Origin of the sequence: Pseudomonas sp. SWRI50 (assembly GCF_014269095.1) — a bacterium.
Lineage (GTDB): Bacteria > Pseudomonadota > Gammaproteobacteria > Pseudomonadales > Pseudomonadaceae > Aquipseudomonas > Aquipseudomonas kermanshahensis.
Window position 1 is genome coordinate 123,559 of the sequence record NZ_JABWRW010000013.1, and the last position, 18,790, is coordinate 142,348.

The following is an 18,790-nucleotide window of genomic DNA, read 5'->3' on the forward strand; positions in this document are numbered from 1 at the left end:
ACCCTTCCCAGGGTGATGGGCACCTGAATCGCTAACCCTCCTGCACATGGAGGGATTTGTCGTTGTGTTCGAGCTGCCTGGGCAGGCCTCTGCCAGGATCAATAGCAAGGGCAATGCCAAAATGCCCACGAAGGGTGCAAAGGCCGAGATTGCTAGGGACAAGTGCCCAACGACAGGGCGAAAAAGCTGAGGAAGGCTGGCGGATTTCCGCCCGTTGGCGGAATTTGTACAAGGGGTGATGGCGGGAATCCGCCCATAGTGTATGGCGGTATGGCCCTTTCGCGGGTGAACCCGCTCCCACAGGGAAGCACTGCTTTCAAGCATGTGCATGCCTGTGAAAGGGCCGGTACTGCCGATCAATCCAGCGTGAAGGTGATCCGGAAGGCCGCGCCACCCAGCGGCGAATCACCCAGGCTCAAGCCGGCGTCATAGCTGTCGACGATGTCTTTGACCACCGCCAGCCCGATGCCCTGCCCCGGGTGCTGGCTGTCCAGCCGCTCGCCGCGCTCCAGAATGCGCTCGCGCTGATCGGCCGGCACCCCTGGCCCATCGTCTTCGATGCACAGCGTCAGTTGGCCAGGCGCCTCTTCCAGGGTCACCCGTACGTGCCCCAGGCTCAACCGGTAGGCGTTTTCCAGCAGGTTGCCGAGCAGTTCCAGCAGCGCGCCCTGCTCCATCGGCAGCTGCGCGGCCTCGGGTATGTCCAGCGCGACGCTGACCTGCTTGTCGCGGTAGACCTTGGCCAAGGTGCTGCACAAGCTGTCGAGCAAGGGCTTGAGTTGCACGCTGTGACGCACCAGGCCGCTCTTGCGCAGGCTGGCGCGCTGCAGTTGGTAGTCGATCTGCTGGCTCATGCGTTCGATCTGGCTTTGCAGCACCCGCGCCTGCTCGCGCTCACCGCTGCGCTGGCGCAGGCTCTCGCCCACCCCTTGCAACACCGCCAGCGGTGTCTTCAGGCTGTGCGCCAGGTCATCCAGCGAGTCGCGGTAGCGCTGACGCTGTTCGCGCTCGCTGTGCAGCAGACGGTTCAACGAACCGGTCAGGCGCAGCAGCTCCCGGGGGTGCTCGCGGCTCAACCCGTCACGCGCGCCGGCCTCGACCTCGTCCAGCTCGCGGCTCAGCCGCCGCAGCGAACGCAGGCCCCAGGTCAGGCCGGCCCACAACAGCACCAGCAGCGCCAGCAAGGCTGCGCCAAACCCCAGGTAGAGCTTTTCGCGCAGGCCATCGAGGGTGTGCTGGTACTCGCGCACCGGTTGCAGCGCAACGATGCTGTAGGCCGCGCTCTGGCCGCCAAGCAGCTTGATTTCGACGTCATAGACGAAGAACTCTTCGCCATCGCCTTGATGGATGCGGGCGAATTCGTTGCCACGGCCGTCATAGCGGGGGCGGTAGTTGATGTTCTGGTCTGCGGTGGCCCGCGACTGCCACACCAGGTTGCCGTCGCGGTCAAAGATATAGCCGAGCAGGCCGGTGTAGGGCAGGTTGTAGCGTTCGTCCGGCAGCAGCGTCGGCATCTGCAACTGGCCGCGCTCGATGCGGGCGGCGGAGATCAGCGTGGTCACGTCCGAGGCCAGGCGTTGCTCGATGGATTCCTGCAGGGCAAGGCTGAACGCCTTCTGCAAGGCAGGCAGCAGCGCCAGCATGAACAGCAGCGCCAGCACTGCGGCCGCCAACATCAGGCGCACCCGCAGGGAACGGATCATCGGCAGCGCTCGGTAAACAGGTAACCCAGGCCGCGCACTGTGTCGATCGGTTTGAAGCCGTTATCACCTTCCAGCTTGCGGCGCAGGCGCCCTACCAGCACCTCGATCACATTGGGGTCACGTTCTTCATCGCCTGGGTAGAGTTGCTCCATCAGGCGGTCCTTGGCCACCACCTGCTGGTGGTGGCGCATGAGGTATTCGAGGATGCGGTATTCGTAGGCGGTCAGGGCCAGGGGCTGATCGTCCAGGGTCGCCTGCTTGCGGTTGAGGTCGAGCAGCAGCGGGCCTGCGGCGATGGTCGACTGGGTGAACCCGCTGGAGCGGCGCAGCAGCGCGTTGAGGCGCGCTTCGAGTTCTTCGAACTGGAAGGGTTTGACCAGGTAATCGTCGGCACCGGCGGCCAGGCCTTCGACCTTGTCCTGCCAGTTGCCACGGGCGGTGAGGATGAGAATGGGGAAGGTCTTGTTCTGGCTGCGCAGGCGGCCGATCAGTTCCAGGCCGCTCATGCCCGGCAGCCCCAGGTCGATCACGGCCAGGTCGAAGTGGTACTGCTCGGCCTGGTAAAGGGCCTCTTCGGCATCGGCGACAGCCTGGACCACGTGGCCGCTTTCGCCCAGGCGGGTGTAGAGGTGATGGCGAAGCAGCGCTTCGTCCTCGACCACCAGCAGTTTCATGTGCTGCTCCTTGTTTATATGGCCTGTGCCGGCCTCTTCGCAGCGCAAGGCTGCTCCTACAGGCACAGTGGTTGCCCGATGTAGGAGCAGCCTTGCGCTGCGAAGAGGCCAGTGCAGGATAACAACTACCTCAGAACTTGTAGTTCGCCGACAGATAAGTTTGTGCACTGCTGGTCAGGCGCAGGGTGCCGTCTTTCGGCCCGCCGCTGGCGCCCACCTCGGTTGCAGCATTGGTGCGCAGGTAACGGTAGCCCATCTCCACCGATGCCTTGTCGGTGATCTCCTGGATCACACCTGCCTGCAGGCCCACCGCGTAGCCATAGTCGGTATCACGGCTGGCACCTGGGGAATCCTGGGTCAGCTTGGTCATGCCCAGGCTGCCGCCGCCGAACAGTTTGGTGGTATCGCCCACCGGCAGGAACAGGTCATAGCTGCCCAGCAGGTTTTCCTGGCGCAACTTGAGGCCGCTGTGGTCGCCTGAGACGTTATCGTAGGTCATGTAGTAGCGACCCTGGTCGTTGATCTTACCCACGCGCACGCCCCAGGTGTCGTCCTTGCCGATGATGCCGTCGGCGTTCAGGTTGTCGGTGTTGCGTTGCAACAGGCCCGACTTGCGGACTTTATCGCTGGTCTGGCCGTAGGTCAGGCTGGCGAAGTTTTCATCGGCGGCCTGGGCGGTGGTAATGCCTGCGGCGCAGACGGCCATGGCGGCGAGCAAGGTGTTGAAGGTTTTCATGGCTTCGTACTCCAGTTGGATGCGCTGTTTCTGTCTGGAAGCTAGAGTAAGGAGGGCACCCTGAACCGTGACTGAACCCTGGCTGAACCAGGGCTGAACGAACTGTCTGCAAGACAAGGAGTAGTAAACATGCGCGCCCTGCTGGCCCTGACCTTGATGTGCAGCGCCGCCCTCGCCCAGGCGGCGGTAGTTACCCGCGAGATCCCCTACCAGGACGACGATGGCAAGCGCTATGTCGGCTACTACGCCTATGACGATGCGCTGGACGACAAACGCCCGGGCATCGTGGTGGTGCATGAGTGGTGGGGCCTGAACGACTACGCCAAGCGCCGCGCCCGCGACCTGGCAGCCTTGGGCTACAAAGCGCTGGCGATCGACATGTACGGCGATGGCAAGCACACCGAGCATCCGCAGGATGCTCAGGCGTTCATGGCCGAAGCGATGAAAGACCCGGCTGCCGCGGCCGCGCGCTTCGACGCTGGCCTGGAGTTGCTGAAAAAGCAGCCGAACGTCAACAAGCACCAACTGGGCGCAGTGGGTTACTGCTTCGGTGGCAAGGTGGTGCTCGATGCGGCGCGCCGGGGAGAAAAACTCGATGGCGTGGTGAGTTTCCATGGCGCGCTGGCCACCCAGACGCCAGCCAAGCCGGGCGTGGTCAGGGCCGACATACTGGTCGAGCACGGCGCGGCGGACAGCATGGTCACCGAACAACAGGTCGATGCGTTCAAGGCGGAAATGGACGCGGCCAAGGTCAACTACAAATTCGTCAGCATCCCCGGGGCCAAGCATGGCTTCACCAACCCGGACGCCGACCGTTTGAGCCATGGCGAGCATGGTGGCCCGGACATTGGTTACAACAAGGCAGCCGATGAAAGCTCATGGGCGGATATGCAGGCCTTCTTCAAGAACGTGTTCAAGTAACGATCGCCGGGGCCGCTTTGCGGCCCATCGCGACGCAAGGCCGCTCCCACACCGCCGTCGCGGCTGGCACAATAGCCCCCATGAACACACTTCCCACCTGCTGCTCCCCACTTCAGCACCATTGGCCCCTGCCCCGCCCGTTGCCGGGTGCAGTGCTGGTCAGCTGTGCCTTCGACCCGGCCCACCTGGCTGCCGACGACTTCCAGCGTGCCGGCATTGCACAAAGCGCCAGCCTGCAACGCTCGGTGGCCAAGCGCCAGGCCGAGTACCTGGCCGGCCGTGTCTGCGCCCGCGCCGCCTTGCAACGGCTGGATGGCCGCGACTTTGTGCCGGGCACCCACGAAGACCGCTCGCCCATCTGGCCGGCCGGCATCCACGGCTCGATCACCCACGGCAAAGGTTGGGCCGCCGCCGTCGTCGCGGGCCAAGGCAGCTGCCGCGGCCTGGGCCTGGATCAGGAGTCGCTGCTGGATGACGAGCGTGCCGAGCGCCTGATGGCGGAAATCCTCACCCCCGCCGAACGTGAGCGCCTGGACCGCCGCCAGCTCGGCCTGACAGTGACGCTGACCTTTTCGCTCAAAGAAAGCCTGTTCAAGACCCTCTACCCGCTGACTCGCCAGCGTTTCTATTTCGAGCACGCCGAAGTGCTGGAGTGGTCCACCGAGGGTTTGGCCCGCCTGCGCTTGCTCACCGACCTGTCACCCGAATGGCAACGCGGCAGTGAACTGCAGGGCCAGTTCTGCCTTCAGGACGGCCACCTGCTGAGCCTGATCAGCGTCTGACCTTTACTGGGGCGCCTGTGCACGCGGCCAGTTGAGGCTGAAGCAGGCGCCGCCCAGCGCCTCGCTGCGCCCTACCGTGGCCCTGCCAGCGTGCCAGTAGATGATCCGCCGAACGATCGACAGGCCCAACCCATGCCCACCAGAAGCCCGGGTGCGGCTGTCGTCGAGCCGGGTGAAAGGCGTGAAGATGCGGTCCCAGACGCCCTCCGGGATGCCTGGCCCGTCATCTTCCACATCGACCCTGCAGCGTTGCTGCCCCAGTTGGTAACTGAGCCGAACTTCGCCCTCGGCATGGCGCATGGCGTTGCTCACCAGGTTCTGCAGCGCCCGGTGCAGGTAGCGCGGCTCGGCCTCGACCCAGGCCCCATCGGTTTCAGCCCCTTGGCAAGCACCGCGCACCACCTTGATGCCGGCCCGCAGCGGCGCGAGTTCCTCGATCACCCGGTCAAACAAGGCATCGAGGTCGACCCGCTGGAATTTCAGCGCCGGCGCACCTTGCTCAAGGCGCGCGTAAGTCAGCATCTCGTCGACCAGTTTGTCCAGGTCCTGGATGTCGCCATCCATGCCGGCCAGGTGCTTGGCGCGGGCTTGGTCGGTACTCGCGGTCTCGATCATCTCCAGGCCAAAGCGCAGGCGCGCCACCGGTGTGCGCAGCTCGTGGGACACCGCCCGCACCAGCTCGCGCTGCATGGTCAACGAGCGCTGCAGGTGCTCGGCCATGCCATTGAATGCTGCAGCCAGGCGCCCGACCGAATCGGCGTCACCGGCCGGTACACGGGTGTCCAGGCTGCCCTGGGCAATACGCGTGGCCGCAATCTCCAGGCCCGACACACGCCGCTCCAGCTGGCGCACCAGCAAATACACCACCAGCCCGATCAGGCACAGCCCGAGAAAGGCAATCAGGATCAGCAACTGCGGCGGGTACGGGTTGAGCTGATGCAACGGGCCGATTTCCAGCACCCAGGGAGACCCCGAGAGCCCGGAGAACACACGGATCGAATCGCCATCCTTGCCCAGGGCCATGACGGTATCGCCCTCCTCTACCCGCCGCCGCTGGTCGTCATCCAGGCCGACCCGCTCCAGCCGTTGCAGGGCGATGTCGAAACCAAACCCCTTGCTCTGCTTGAGTTGCGCAAGGCGCTGCTGCTGCTCGGTCACCGGGTAGCGCACCAGTTCGTCCGCCAACAGGTAAAGGGTGGCCCGGGCCAACTGCTCGCTGACCTGCTTAATCTGGGCCACCAGCAGTACATCCTCGCGGCCAACCTTGCGCAGCACCTGGGCGGCGTGCGGGCCGGTCTTTTCGACCACCACCAGGCCGCGATACAACCGGGCCCGCTGGCCACCGTCAAGGGTGCGCGCCGACATCGGCTGCAGCGCCAACGGCACCCCAAGCAGGCGCTCCCACATCAGCAATGAGCGCTTGCGTTCGGTTTCGTTCTGCACGGCCAGGTTGTCGGCCATCAGGCTGAAAGTGCCTTGGGCCAGGCCCTCGCGGTGCTGGGCGGCGCGCACTTCGTTGACCAGGTGCAGGCTGAGCACCCCGAGCAGCGCCACCAGCACCAGCACGGCGAGCATGCCGCCATAGATGCGCAGAAAGATCGAGTTGTTCATGGCGCCTCGCCGACGAACAGGTAACCCTTGCTGCGCAGGGTCTTGATCAGGCGTGGGTGGATCGGGTCGTCACCGATCTTGGGGCGGATCTTGGAAATGCGCACATCGATGGAGCGGTCCTGGCCGTCGTAGCCAACACCGCGCAGGGCGGTGAAAATCTGCTCGCGCGACAAAACCCGGCCGGCGTTGCTGGCCAGCAGCCAGAGCAGGTCGAATTCGGCGCCGGTCAGGTCTATCAGTTGCTCGCCCAGCCGCGCTTCGCGCAGGCGGTTGTCGATGCGCAGCGGGCCGAAGGCCAGGTCCAGGCGCTTGCTTTCGGGCGCTTCGCTGCGCCGCAGCAGGGCCTGGATACGCGCCAGCAACACGCGCGGGCGCACCGGCTTGCACACATAGTCGTCGGCGCCCAGGTCCAAGCCCTGCACTTGGTCGAGTTCGTCGCTGCGGGCGGTGAGCATGAGGATCGGGCCCGCATATTGGCCACGCACCCGGCGGCAGATGCTCAGGCCGTCTTCACCGGGGAGCATGAGGTCAAGAATCACCAGGTCAGGCTGGCTGTCGACAATGCGTCGCACCGCGCGGCCGCCATCGCCCTCGACGGCCACCTCGAAGCCGTTGGCCTGGAGGTATTCGGCCGTGAGCTCGGCCAGGCGCTGGTCGTCTTCGACGATGAGGATGCGGGGGGTGGGTTGGTCCATGGCCTTTGCCTTTCAATTGTTGTTTTTCTATGCCCGATACTACGTTCCGCCCCGAGCACTGCCAACCGACCTGCAGTACCGCACTCGCCACTGGACTGAACCGTTTTTTGTGGTAGGGTTCGCGCCCTCAAAATTCTGCCTTGGGGCAGTGCGCTGAAGAAAAATACTGCAAACCACTTGGCACAAGGCCTACAGGCCATACCCACAAAGTACGCACAACTTATCCACAGGCGCTCGCCTTGCAAAGACCCTGATACCGCATTATCTTGTATCCCGATCGCAGCGAACCACTACATGTTGGGGTTCGTGCAAAATCACACACAAAAGTCAACCCGGCAAATTATTCGATTTTCCGGTTGAACTTCAGGTGATTTGACCAGCCATACCGCTCCAGCGGACTACTGAACTGCAACAGCTTTTGGGTACTGCCCAAAACCTTTGACTTCGGCCAGGGAGCGGCAAGCTATTGCCCCTTATTCCTGAGTCTGTCCCGAAGTCGGTACGCCCGAGCGGGCGGATGCGCGCGCATGACGCATCCCCGCACGGGTGATCGAGCAAGTGGACGGAACGGTGGGCGCCCAAAAGGCGCCTGTACAATATAGAAACTGTGGAGACACCCACCCATGCAAACCGACACAACTCGCGAGAACCCGCAGGCCCAGGTGCCGCAGGCCGCCGATTCCAACCAGGATCTGGCTGCCACCGCCCCCGGCCAACTGCGCGTGATCAAGCGCAACGGCACTGTCGTCCCCTACACCGACGACAAGATCACCGTGGCCATCACCAAGGCGTTCCTCGCAGTTGAAGGCGGCACCGCCGCCGCCTCGTCGCGTATCCACGACACCGTCGCGCGCCTGACCGAGCAGGTCACTGCCACGTTCAAGCGTCGCATGCCATCGGGTGGCACCATCCACATCGAAGAAATCCAGGACCAGGTCGAACTGGCCCTGATGCGTGCCGGTGAGCAGAAAGTCGCCCGCGACTACGTGATCTACCGCGACCAGCGTGCAAAAGAGCGCGCCACCCGCGCCAACACCGACGCCGTGGTCGAGCCGCACCCAAGCATCCGCATCACCCTGGCCGACGGCAGCCTGGCGCCGCTGGACATGGCGCGCCTGAACACCATCATCAGCGAAGCCTGCGAAGGCCTGGCCGAAGTCGATGGCGACCTGATCCAGCGCGAAACCCTGAAGAACCTGTACGACGGCGTGGCCATCAAGGACGTCAACACCGCCCTGGTGATGACCGCCCGTACCCTGGTCGAGCGCGAGCCGAACTACTCGTTCGTCACCGCCCGCCTGCTGATGGACACCCTGCGTGCCGAAGGCCTGGGCTTCCTCAGTGTTGCCGACAGCGCCACCCACCACGAGATGGCCGAGCTGTACGCCAAGGCGCTGCCAGCCTACGTCGCCAAAGGTATCGAGTTCGAGCTGCTGAACCCGGCGCTGGCTGACTTTGACCTGGAAAAACTGGGCAAGGCGATCAACCACGAGCGCGACCAGCAGTTCACCTACCTGGGCCTGCAGACCCTGTACGACCGCTACTTCATCCACAAGGATGGCGTGCGCTTCGAGCTGCCACAGGTGTTCTTCATGCGTGTGGCCATGGGCCTGGCGCTGGAAGAGAAAGAAAAAGAAGCCCGTGCAATAGAGTTCTACAACCTGTTGTCGTCCTTCGACTACATGGCCTCGACCCCGACCCTGTTCAACGCCGGTACCCTGCGCCCGCAGCTGTCCAGCTGCTACCTGACCACCGTGCCGGACGATCTGTCGGGCATCTACCACGCGATCCACGACAACGCCATGCTGTCGAAATTCGCCGGTGGCCTGGGCAACGACTGGACCCCTGTGCGTGCACTGGGCTCCTACATCAAGGGCACCAACGGTAAATCCCAGGGCGTCGTACCCTTCCTGAAAGTGGTCAACGACACCGCCGTTGCGGTCAACCAGGGCGGCAAGCGCAAGGGCGCTGTCTGTGCCTACCTGGAAACCTGGCACCTGGACATCGAAGAATTCATCGAGCTGCGCAAGAACACCGGTGATGATCGTCGTCGTACCCACGACATGAACACCGCCAACTGGATCCCTGACCTGTTCATGAAGCGCGTCTTCGATGACGGCAAGTGGACCCTGTTCTCGCCCTCGGAAGTGCCTGATCTGCACGACCTGACCGGCAAGGCCTTCGAAGAGCGCTACGAGTACTACGAAGCCCTGACCGAGTACAACAAGATCAAGGTGTTCAAGACCATCCAGGCCAAAGACCTGTGGCGCAAGATGCTGTCGATGCTGTTCGAGACCGGCCACCCATGGCTGACCTTCAAGGACCCGTGCAACCTGCGTTCGCCGCAGCAGCACGTGGGCGTGGTCCACAGCTCGAACCTGTGCACCGAGATCACCCTGAACACCAACAAGGACGAGATCGCGGTCTGCAACCTGGGCTCGATCAACCTGCCGAACCACATCGTCGATGGCAAGCTGGACACCGCCAAACTGCAACGCACCGTGAACACCGCCGTGCGCATGCTCGACAACGTGATCGACATCAACTACTACTCGGTGCCGCAAGCGCGTAACTCGAACCTCAAGCACCGCCCTGTTGGCCTGGGCATCATGGGCTTCCAGGACGCACTGTACCTGCAGCACATCGCCTACGGTTCCGACGCTGCTGTCGAGTTCGCCGACAAGTCGATGGAAGCGGTGAGCTACTTCGCGATCCAGGCGTCCTGCGACCTGGCCGACGAGCGTGGCGCCTACGAGACCTTCCAGGGTTCGCTGTGGTCCAAAGGCATCCTGCCGCTGGATTCGCAACAGATCCTGATCGAGGCCCGTGGCCAGAAGTACATCGACGTCGACCTGAACGAGACCCTGGACTGGGCGCCGGTGCGTGCTCGCGTACAAAAAGGTATTCGTAACTCGAACATCATGGCCATCGCGCCGACCGCGACCATCGCCAACATCACTGGCGTGTCGCAGTCCATCGAGCCGACCTACCAGAACCTGTACGTGAAATCGAACCTGTCGGGCGAATTCACCGTGATCAACCCGTACCTGGTTCGCGACCTGAAAGCCCGCGGCCTGTGGGACTCGGTGATGATCAACGACCTGAAGTACTACGACGGTTCGGTGCAGCAGATCGAGCGTATCCCGCAAGAGCTGAAAGACCTGTACGCCACCGCGTTCGAAGTCGAGACCAAGTGGATCGTCGATGCTGCCTCGCGTCGCCAGAAGTGGATCGACCAGGCTCAGTCGCTGAACCTGTACATCGCTGGCGCTTCGGGCAAGAAGCTGGACGTGACCTACCGCATGGCCTGGTACCGTGGTCTGAAAACCACCTACTACCTCCGTGCCCTGGCTGCGACCAGCACCGAGAAGTCGACCATCAACACCGGCAAGCTCAACGCCGTTTCCAGCGGCGGCGACAGCGCCCCGGTTCAGGCCGCCGGCCCGGCACCTGTGCCAAAGGCGTGTGCGATCGACGAGCCTGACTGCGAAGCCTGCCAGTAAGGCCTGATGCCGCAAGGGGTGCCCACGAGCGCCCCTTGCGGCATTTTTGTATCCGCGCTCCAGAGAAGCCTTGCCCTTTGCCCACCGCTCGCGCGGCTCGGTAAAAGAGCAGGACCTCTCAAAAAAAGGATGTACCCCATGGCGCGGAAAAAAGTGGCAACTCGCAAAATTGGTCGCAATGCTGAAACCGGCCGCTTCACCTCGGTCGAAGAAGCACGCAAGCACCCCAAGACCCATGTGGTCGAGACCCTGCGCAAGCAGTGCAGCTAACACGCACTGTGTAGGAGCAGCCTCGTGCTGCGAAGAGGCCGGTGATGGCAGCGAAATGTGCTGTGCATGCGCCGTCCTCTTCGCAGCACAAGGCTGCTCCTACATGACGCGCAAACCCCATATACAGTGTTTAACAAACAAAAAACCACAACATATAGTGCCAAACCTTCGTTTAGCGGCTACACTCTTGCCCGAACGAACGGCACACCCTTGGTGAACGGATGCGCGCTAAACCGGTCGAAAAAGTTACCCTCGCCGGCCAGACTCGCACCCCGATCGAAGGCGAATTCCGGTATACTGCGCCCCCTCTGAAAAGGGCACCTTTCAAGTCCCTGGCCCCTCGGTGAGGCCTGGCCAGGCACAAGCACATCCAGATGTAACGAGAGTCAGCCTCTCGAGCTGTCCATTCGCCGTAACGGCCTTGCGTCAGGCATCACATTCTTAAAATCCAACCGGTTGCCTGAGGGCGACCCTCAAGCAGGAGCCAAACCATGCTGAGCTGGGACGAATTCGACAAGGAAGACGGCGAAGTAGCCGCCAAAGGCAACACCCCTGCGCAGGCCAACGCCGCTGCCACCCTCGACAAGCTCGACAGCGCCGGCGGTGCCGCCGCCCTGGAAGCCCGTGCCGCTACCGCTTCTGACTCCGAAGCCGTAAAACGCGCCAAGGCTGCCCTTGACGCCCTCGACGTTGCCGAAGGCCTGGCCGAGCTGGAAGGCTCTGCTGCCCGCGTTGCGGTCGATGAAAAGCGCATGATCAACTGCCGCGCCGACCTCAACCAGCTGGTGCCATTCAAGTACGACTGGGCCTGGCAGAAGTACCTCGACGGCTGCGCCAACCACTGGATGCCGCAAGAGGTCAACATGACCGCCGACATCGCCCTGTGGAAGAGCCAGGACGGCCTGACCGAAGACGAGCGCCGCATCGTCATGCGTAACCTCGGCTTCTTCTCCACCGCCGACTCCCTGGTTGCCAACAACCTAGCCCTGGCCGTGTACCGCCTGATCACCAACCCGGAGTGCCGCCAGTACATCCTGCGCCAGGCCTTCGAAGAGGCGATCCACACCCACGCCTACCAGTACTGCATCGAGTCGCTGGGCATGGATGAAGGCGAGATCTTCAACATGTACCACGAGATCCCGTCGGTCGCGAAGAAAGCCGCCTGGGGCCTGAAGTACACCCGCGCCATCTCCGACCCGGAATTCAACACCGGCACCCCGGAAACCGACAAAGAGCTGCTGCGCAACCTGATCGCCTACTACTGCGTGCTGGAAGGCATCTTCTTCTACTGCGGCTTCACCCAGATCCTGTCGATGGGCCGCCGCAACAAGATGACCGGCGTTGCCGAGCAGTTCCAGTACATCCTGCGTGACGAGTCGATGCACCTGAACTTCGGTATCGACGTGATCAACCAGATCAAGATCGAGAACCCGCACCTGTGGGATGCCTCGATGAAAGAAGAAGCGACCCAGATGATCCTGCAAGGGACCCAGCTGGAGATCGAATACGCCCGCGATACCATGCCGCGCGGTGTACTGGGCATGAACGCAGCGATGATGGAGGACTACCTCAAGTTCATCGCCAACCGTCGCCTGACCCAGATTGGCCTGAAGGAAGAGTACCCAGGCACCACCAACCCGTTCCCGTGGATGAGCGAGATCATGGACTTGAAGAAGGAGAAGAACTTCTTTGAGACCCGTGTGATCGAGTATCAGACCGGTGGGGCGTTGAGCTGGGACTGATTGTCCGGGCTGAGCATCGAAAAGGCTGCCGAATGGCAGCCTTTTTTATTCTTTACTAAACGCTTCTATGAAGCGCACCGCTCAGCTTCGAGAAGGCGCTCGGCCGCCTGAGCGGTCACTTCTTTGACGAACACTGCATGCGAAAGCTCGACACAGACCAGCACCGTAGCGTGCTGTTACTGCGCAACGGTCAGTACCAGCTGACCACCATGGTCAGCGAGTCCGGGACCCATACCTTGCTAGCACATCACCCTATTCCGGAGAACCGGCACCTGCGCTGGTGGCTGACCCATGAGGTAGTGGCGATGCTTCGTGATAGGCAGGTTGATGATGTCGAGGGTGTACCGCAGCTGGGGCAGATGTGTTGGCCTGGTGGGGTGTCGGCAACGTTGTTGTATTGGCAGAGTGCCCAGCGGGCCTTGCGGCTCCATGGGGTGTAAAAAAGCGGCTACAGCTTTGCCCGCGCGCTCGGCAATACCGCATTCGTAGAACAACCCATTCATTAGTGATTCAGCGGGGCCTGTGGGAGCGGGCTTGGCAGGCCGGCTGCTTCGAACTCGAGACTATAGGTCATCCAGCTCTACCTTCACGCGCTGCGGGGCGGCTAGCCGCTCGCTTACGGTCGCGATCAGGTCTTCATCCTCCTCGGTCATCAGCACCGGCCGAAAGGGCAGTTTGCCCCGCTCGGCTACATATTGCAGCGCTTGGCGCATGAGCTCGGAGGGTGTAACACCAAGACGTTCCAACTCCTGATAGGCACGAGCCTTGAGCTCATCGTCGACACGAACGTTGATGGATGCCATGGGCGCTCTCTCCAGGTAAAGACATTCGTCATTACACTGCACCGTTTGCCGGTGCAGTGCAAGCGCGTCTCGTCTCTTGCTGGCCTCAGTGCCCTACGCAGGCAGCGCCATCCGGTACTCGATCACCCCCGGCTTTTCAGCAATCCAGTCGTACAGCCGCTGTGCAGTCTGGTTGGTTTCCTGGGTATGCCAGTACAGCCGGTCGCACTGTTTCTCCCGTGCCTGGCCCTGAACGTACTCGATCAACTGCTTGCCAACCTGCCTCCCTCGCGCGTTTGGGCAAACGTACAGGTCTTCCAGATAGCAGAAGTCGTTACGCCCCCAAGTCGAGCGATGGAACACAAAATGGACGAAACCGAGGATGCGCTCACCGTCCGTGGCGACGGCGCAGTGCACGGGCTCTGCCGGGTCGAAAAACCGCGCCCAGGTCAGCTCGGTGGTGGCCTTGCTCAGTTCCACTTTGTAGAACGCTTGGTACTGGTCCCAGTAGGGGGACCATTGTGGAAAATCGCTCTGTTCCAACTCACGAACCGAAACCAACGCTTGTGCTGTCATCGTGGACCCCTTTCAATGTGGGAATGGTCTGAAAACAGATGCATTTATAGCGATAGAATGGCCTGAATAGCCCCGCCACTTTTTGCAAGCGAACCAGACCAATGTTCAAACACGCACAACTGCAATCGGTCAAAGCCTGGATGAGCGACCCGGCCCATGGCGCGTTGTCGTTGCATGTGCGGATCCAGCGGGCGATTCGCCAATTGATCCTTGATGGCGCGCTGCCGGTCGGTAAATCGCTGCCGGCTTCACGCCCATTGGCCCAGTCGCTGGGCGTCTCGCGGGATACCGTGGAGGCGGCTTACAGCCAGTTGCATGCAGAGGGCTTCATCGAGCGTCGGGTGGGCAGCGGAAGCTTCGTCTCGCAACGCGCACGGCATCTGCCACGGCGACAGCAAAAACGCGAAACGCGCTGCGATGAGCCACCTCAACTGAGCCGCCGGGCGATGGCCGTGCTGCAGAGCGGGGGCGTGAATAATTTCCAAGGGCCGCGCCCGTTTGCACCGGGCGTAGCCGAGACCCGGCACTTCCCACTGGCGATCTGGGAAAGGCTGGAGCGCCAGGTGTACAAGGAATTTGGCACCCAGGCATTGGAGCACAGTGCGCCACAGGGCATGGCCTGCCTGCGCAGCGCGATCGCTGACTACCTTAACCTCGAACGGGGCGCGCAGGCGTCTGCCGACCGGGTGCTGATCCTCACCAGCTCGCAGCAGGCGCTTAGCCTATGCGCGCAGGTACTCATGGATGCAGGCGATCAGGTACTGGTCGAAGACCCGCTCTACCAAGGCACGCGCAAGGCCGTCGCGGCAGCAGGCCTCGAAGGCGTGCCCGTGCCAGTGGATGAAAACGGCCTGCAGGTGGAACGCATGGCGCCGTTGGCCGCCAATGCCAGGGCGGTGTTTCTGACGCCGTCCCATCAATATCCCACCGGCGCCACATTGTCGTTGGACAGGCGCCTGCAGGCCATCGAGTGGGCAAGGCAGCAGCGCGCCTGGATCATCGAAGATGACTACGACAGCGAGTTCCACTACGAAGGCCGGCCGACTGCCTGCGTGCAGGGCCTGGACCCGCATGAACGCACGCTGTACATCGGCACGTTCACCAAGTCGCTGTTCGCCGGGCTGCGCATCGGCTACTTGCTGTTGCCGCCTGCTCTCGTCGCGCCGATGACCAGTGCACGCACGCTGCAGGACGGGCATACGGCCTCCATTGCCCAGCTGACCCTGGCGCGGTTCATGGAGGGCGGGCACTACACGGCGCATGTGCGGAGCATGCGGGCGCTGTATGCCGCGCGCCGGGACATGCTGGCCGAGCTTGTGCACAAGCACTTGGGGGCGTTTCTGGCGCCAAGCATTCCGGCCGGGGGGCTGCAGATGCCCTGCCACTTCGTGCAGGTCTTGCCAGAGGATGCGGTAGTGAGGGCGGCGCATGCGGCGGGGATCGACCTGCTGGGGCTCGGCAGTTTGTATGCATCGCCGAGGAATGATGTGGGCCTGTTGATGGGGTTTGCGGCGCTGACGCCTGGCGAGATGCGTGTAGCGGTGGGGAAGCTGGCTAAGGTGTTTGCGGGGCTCAAGTAGAGGCCTCGCCCCCGCCACAAAGGCATCGATGTGCCGTACTGGGGCGCCCAGAGACGTGGTCGAGGGTGAGACCGTTGCTAAGTCTAGAAGCAATTGCAGCTGCTTCAACTCACCGACTGGAGCAGCGCACTGTTTTCATTGATACGGCCTTGCACGGTTTGAAGCGTGTCTTGGGTGATCATCTGCGGATACATACGCTCGGCCATGCGCCTAAACTGACTCGCTGCTGCGCATATGCGGTCGATGATGGCGGCGGCGGCCGCCGGCGTAATGTCTGCTTCGCTTGCCAGGCGCAGCATCGCTTCCCGGTCGATCGCCAAGGCCTCCCCCATCACATCCATCTGATGATAACCGCCAGGGCCTTCGCAAAAGGTCACGTCATACGCGGGTGCCAGTTTCCACTCGCCTGCTCGCGACATCACGTAGGAAAAATTCTTGGGATGGTCATCGCGGTTATTGAACACCACGTTAAAAACAACTCGCTCAAAGGCGCGCGCTTTCTCTCGCAGGTCGTTGGTGCACAGCTGAGTCGCCCGCAAGAAGTTGACGTAATCCAGGGCACCGGGTGACCTGAAGTCGGCGCCGGTATAGGCCGCCAAGCTCTGCATCGGCACACGCAGATCCCCCTGGCGATCAAAACGTCGGCTGGCGAAAGCGGCCAGCCCATTTGGCAAACTGAAATGCTGGGTATCAGGCGTCGCAATGCCGCACTGGCGTAGGCACTCGGCATAGACCATTTCGATAGCGCAGACTTCAGGGTGCTCTTCTCTCGCCGGGAACTTGATCAGCCAAGCTTCCAGGCCTGCCCTGGCAACGGTAGTAAATGCCCCCGTGTGCGGATCGCGATAGACCAAGGCTTTTGGCCTGGCGCCTTGAGGGGAGCCCCCTACCAGCAGCAGCTTCTGCACAAACGCGGCTCCGTCCCCCTTGAGTACCTCTTGTACCTCGGCGGCCAGCAGGTCGAGCGGGATATGCTCCGCAGGTTGCAGCCCCTCGGCCGCAACGGGCTCGAACGACAGGGCACCCATGGCGTTATTGCCGATGTAAGCCAACCGCTCCAATGGCCCTACGCGAGCAACGTTGAGCCCACGACGCTTGAACAGGCGGTCCATCAGCAGCATGCCCCAGCCATCGGGCATCGCATCGTAGACAGGCCCCGGCAAACCGGACTGATGGGCAGGGAAGCCTCTACGCAATGCGTCACCTTGCAACGGCATGGCATACGACGACAACTCAAGCCCACGCAGCTTCGCTTCGCTGCTGTACTCGAACACAATCTGCGGACGGCTAGAGACGGCCGTGGTGGACACGAGCGTGCCCCACAGCCAGCGCTCACCCCAACCTAATCACAATATTCTGTGTCTTATTGATGAAATAATCAGTTTAGCAACAAAATAATGGAATTAAATTAAGATACGCATACACGATCTTGATCGTCATGGAGGTTAGAGAAAATCAAGACACCCCTACCCTACACAAGACTCAGTCATCGTATCTCCACACGAACCCCTGGCCCCCGGTATAGAGCCCACCACCCCTCATACCACGCAGAATGCCGCGACAACATCTGACCCTCATCACACCACAAAGCGTTGACATCCCCACCACCACTTGATAAAAATCGCCACAGTTGTACGACAACGCATAACAAAAACAACAATCCGTGGACGATCGCCATGTCGACTTCAATCGCGCTATACCCCCGCGTTGCACCTTTCCCGATTTCGTCACCTGCGGCCACCTAGGGCCGTAAGCCCGTTTCACCCTCCCTGGCCGTGACCGGCCCGTTACCTACCCGCCCCTACCGCTGGCCGCTTGCGCGTGCACGGTGGACGGGCCGCCACACCCTTTTGTGGAGCACAACAATAATGAGAATCTGCCAAACCCTTCCCTTTGCCCTGCTCGGCGTCGGCATGCTCGGCAGCCTGCCGGGTACCACGCTGGCGGCGGGCTTTGTCGAGGATGCCAAGGCCACGCTCGGCCTGCGCAACTTCTACATCAACCGCAACTTCACCAACCCCAGCAACCCGCAAAGCAAGGCCGAGGAATGGACGCAGAGCTTCATCCTCGATGCCCGCTCGGGCTTTACCGAGGGGCCGGTGGGGTTCGGTGTGGATGTGCTGGGCATGTGGTCGGTGAAGCTTGATGGCGGTGGCGGCACCTACGGCACCGGGCTGCTGCCGCGCCACGACGATGGGCGCCCAGCCGATGACTTTGGGCGCCTCGCGGTGGCGGGCAAGGCGCGGATCTCGAAGACCGAGCTTAAGATCGGCGAATGGATGCCGGTGCTGCCGATCCTGCGCTCCGACGATGGCCGTTCGCTGCCGCAGACGTTCCGCGGGGGGCAGGTCACCTCCAACGAGATCGCCGGGCTGACGCTGTATGGCGGGCAGTTCCGTGGCAACAGCCCGCGCAATGACGCGAGCATGGAAGACATGAGCTATGGCGGGGCGCTTTCGGATCGCTTCAACTTCGTCGGCGGCGAATACAAGTTCAACCAGGACCGCACACTGGTCGGGCTGTGGAATGCGGTGCTCAAGGACGTCTACCAGCAGCAATACCTGCAACTGAGCCACAGCCAGCCAGTGGGTGACTGGACCCTGGGCGCCAACCTGGGCTACTTCCATGGCGATGAAGACGGCTCCGAGCGTGCCGGGCAGTTGGACAACAAGACCTACTCGGGGATGTTCTCGGCCAAGTATGGCGGCAACACCTTCTGGGTTGGGCTGCAAAAAGTCGATGGCGATACCTGGATGCGGGTCAATGGCACCAGCGGCGGGACGCTGGCCAACGATAGCTACAACTCCAGTTTCGACAATGCCAACGAACGCTCGTGGCAGGTGCGGCATGACTTCAACTTTGTCACCGTCGGGGTGCCGGGTTTGACGCTGATGAACCGTTATATCAGTGGGCAGGATGTGCACACCGGTGCGGTTACCGATGGCAAGGAGTGGGTGCGGGAAACGGAGCTTGCGTATGTGATCCAGAGCGGGGCGTTCAAGGATTTGAGTGTGAAGTGGCGGAACTCGAGCATTCGCCGGGATTACAGCAACAACGAGTTTGATGAGAACCGGTTGATCTTCAACTATCCGTTGTCGCTGTTGTAACAAGAGGCTAGCGCGCTCCGTGTAGGAGCGGCCTTGCGTCGCGAAAGGGGCGCGCAGCGGCCCCAGTAATGGTAAGGGCTGCGCAGGTTTGGGGCCGCTGCGCAGCCC

Annotated in this window: 16 protein-coding genes; 8 read left to right on the forward strand and 8 right to left on the reverse strand. The window is 62.2% G+C overall.

The features are described 5' to 3' along the window. Positions 1-356: 356 nt before the first annotated feature. The 3 genes from HU750_RS15575 to HU750_RS15585 all read right to left on the reverse strand — a co-directional run bounded on the left by HU750_RS15575 (position 357) and on the right by HU750_RS15585 (position 3,113). Complete coding sequence (locus HU750_RS15575) at positions 357-1,703, reverse strand: ATP-binding protein (protein ID WP_186681005.1); 1,347 nt, start codon at positions 1,701-1,703, stop codon at positions 357-359. Next, complete coding sequence (locus HU750_RS15580; protein WP_027594691.1) at positions 1,700-2,377, reverse strand: response regulator; 678 nt, start codon at positions 2,375-2,377, stop codon at positions 1,700-1,702. Before HU750_RS15580 ends, HU750_RS15575 begins: the two co-directional genes overlap by 4 nt. 130 nt (positions 2,378-2,507) lie before the next feature. Continuing rightward, positions 2,508-3,113: an outer membrane beta-barrel protein gene (locus HU750_RS15585; RefSeq protein WP_027594692.1), complete on the reverse strand. Its 606-nt coding sequence runs from the start codon at positions 3,111-3,113 to the stop codon at positions 2,508-2,510. A gap of 129 nt (positions 3,114-3,242) precedes the next feature. Here HU750_RS15585 and HU750_RS15590 point away from each other — a divergent pair, with 129 nt between their 5' ends. Further along, positions 3,243-4,034: a dienelactone hydrolase family protein gene (locus HU750_RS15590; RefSeq protein ID WP_186681007.1), complete on the forward strand. Its 792-nt coding sequence runs from the start codon at positions 3,243-3,245 to the stop codon at positions 4,032-4,034. An 80-nt stretch (positions 4,035-4,114) separates the two neighbouring features. Further along, a complete protein-coding gene (locus tag HU750_RS15595; RefSeq protein WP_027594694.1) occupies positions 4,115-4,816 on the forward strand; it encodes a 4'-phosphopantetheinyl transferase family protein in 702 nt (233 codons plus the stop codon). A gap of 3 nt (positions 4,817-4,819) precedes the next feature. Here the strand turns inward: HU750_RS15595 and HU750_RS15600 are convergent, their stop codons facing one another. Together HU750_RS15600 and HU750_RS15605 are read right to left on the reverse strand one after the other, a co-directional pair. Then, positions 4,820-6,427, reverse strand: coding sequence for an ATP-binding protein (locus HU750_RS15600; protein ID WP_027594695.1), 1,608 nt, complete (start codon positions 6,425-6,427; stop codon positions 4,820-4,822). Beyond that, the gene (locus tag HU750_RS15605) at positions 6,424-7,122 is read right to left on the reverse strand and encodes a response regulator (protein WP_099455097.1); all 699 of its coding nucleotides are present in this window, start codon (positions 7,120-7,122) and stop codon (positions 6,424-6,426) included. Before HU750_RS15605 ends, HU750_RS15600 begins: the two co-directional genes overlap by 4 nt. A 623-nt stretch (positions 7,123-7,745) precedes the next feature. On the opposite strand from HU750_RS15605, the gene HU750_RS15610 reads away from it, so the two are divergent. From HU750_RS15610 to HU750_RS15620, 4 genes are all read left to right on the forward strand, one after another. Beyond that, on the forward strand, positions 7,746-10,625 hold the full coding sequence (locus HU750_RS15610; protein WP_027594697.1) for a ribonucleoside-diphosphate reductase subunit alpha: 2,880 nt from the start codon (positions 7,746-7,748) through the stop codon (positions 10,623-10,625). 138 nt (positions 10,626-10,763) lie between these two features. Next, entirely contained in the window at positions 10,764-10,895 is a 132-nt protein-coding gene (locus HU750_RS27320; RefSeq protein ID WP_256208043.1) for a hypothetical protein, read from the forward strand. Between the two features lie 491 nt (positions 10,896-11,386). Then, the gene (locus tag HU750_RS15615) at positions 11,387-12,637 is read left to right on the forward strand and encodes a ribonucleotide-diphosphate reductase subunit beta (RefSeq protein WP_027594698.1); all 1,251 of its coding nucleotides are present in this window, start codon (positions 11,387-11,389) and stop codon (positions 12,635-12,637) included. Positions 12,638-12,774: 137 nt separating this feature from the next. Further along, positions 12,775-13,077 (forward strand): BRO-N domain-containing protein, encoded by a 303-nt coding sequence (locus tag HU750_RS15620; RefSeq protein WP_238348913.1) that lies wholly within the window; start codon positions 12,775-12,777, stop codon positions 13,075-13,077. 123 nt (positions 13,078-13,200) lie between these two features. Here HU750_RS15620 and HU750_RS15625 read toward each other — a convergent pair whose 3' ends face one another. Further along, positions 13,201-13,440 carry a type II toxin-antitoxin system RelB/DinJ family antitoxin gene (locus HU750_RS15625; RefSeq protein ID WP_186681009.1) on the reverse strand — a complete coding sequence of 80 codons (240 nt, stop codon included), beginning with the start codon at positions 13,438-13,440 and terminating at the stop codon, positions 13,201-13,203. Positions 13,441-13,533: 93 nt separating this feature from the next. Next, positions 13,534-13,995 carry a GNAT family N-acetyltransferase gene (locus tag HU750_RS15630; RefSeq protein WP_186681011.1) on the reverse strand — a complete coding sequence of 154 codons (462 nt, stop codon included), beginning with the start codon at positions 13,993-13,995 and terminating at the stop codon, positions 13,534-13,536. Positions 13,996-14,096: 101 nt separating this feature from the next. On the opposite strand from HU750_RS15630, the gene pdxR reads away from it, so the two are divergent. Continuing rightward, positions 14,097-15,575, forward strand: a complete 1,479-nt coding sequence (pdxR, locus tag HU750_RS15635) for a MocR-like pyridoxine biosynthesis transcription factor PdxR (RefSeq protein WP_186681013.1) — start codon at positions 14,097-14,099, stop codon at positions 15,573-15,575. A 104-nt stretch (positions 15,576-15,679) separates the two neighbouring features. On the opposite strand, the gene HU750_RS15640 is transcribed toward pdxR, so the two are convergent. Continuing rightward, complete coding sequence (locus HU750_RS15640; protein ID WP_186681037.1) at positions 15,680-16,900, reverse strand: type II toxin-antitoxin system HipA family toxin; 1,221 nt, start codon at positions 16,898-16,900, stop codon at positions 15,680-15,682. A gap of 543 nt (positions 16,901-17,443) precedes the next feature. On the opposite strand from HU750_RS15640, the gene HU750_RS15645 reads away from it, so the two are divergent. Next, entirely contained in the window at positions 17,444-18,682 is a 1,239-nt protein-coding gene (locus tag HU750_RS15645; RefSeq protein ID WP_027594702.1) for an OprD family porin, read from the forward strand. Positions 18,683-18,790: the final 108 nt, after the last annotated feature.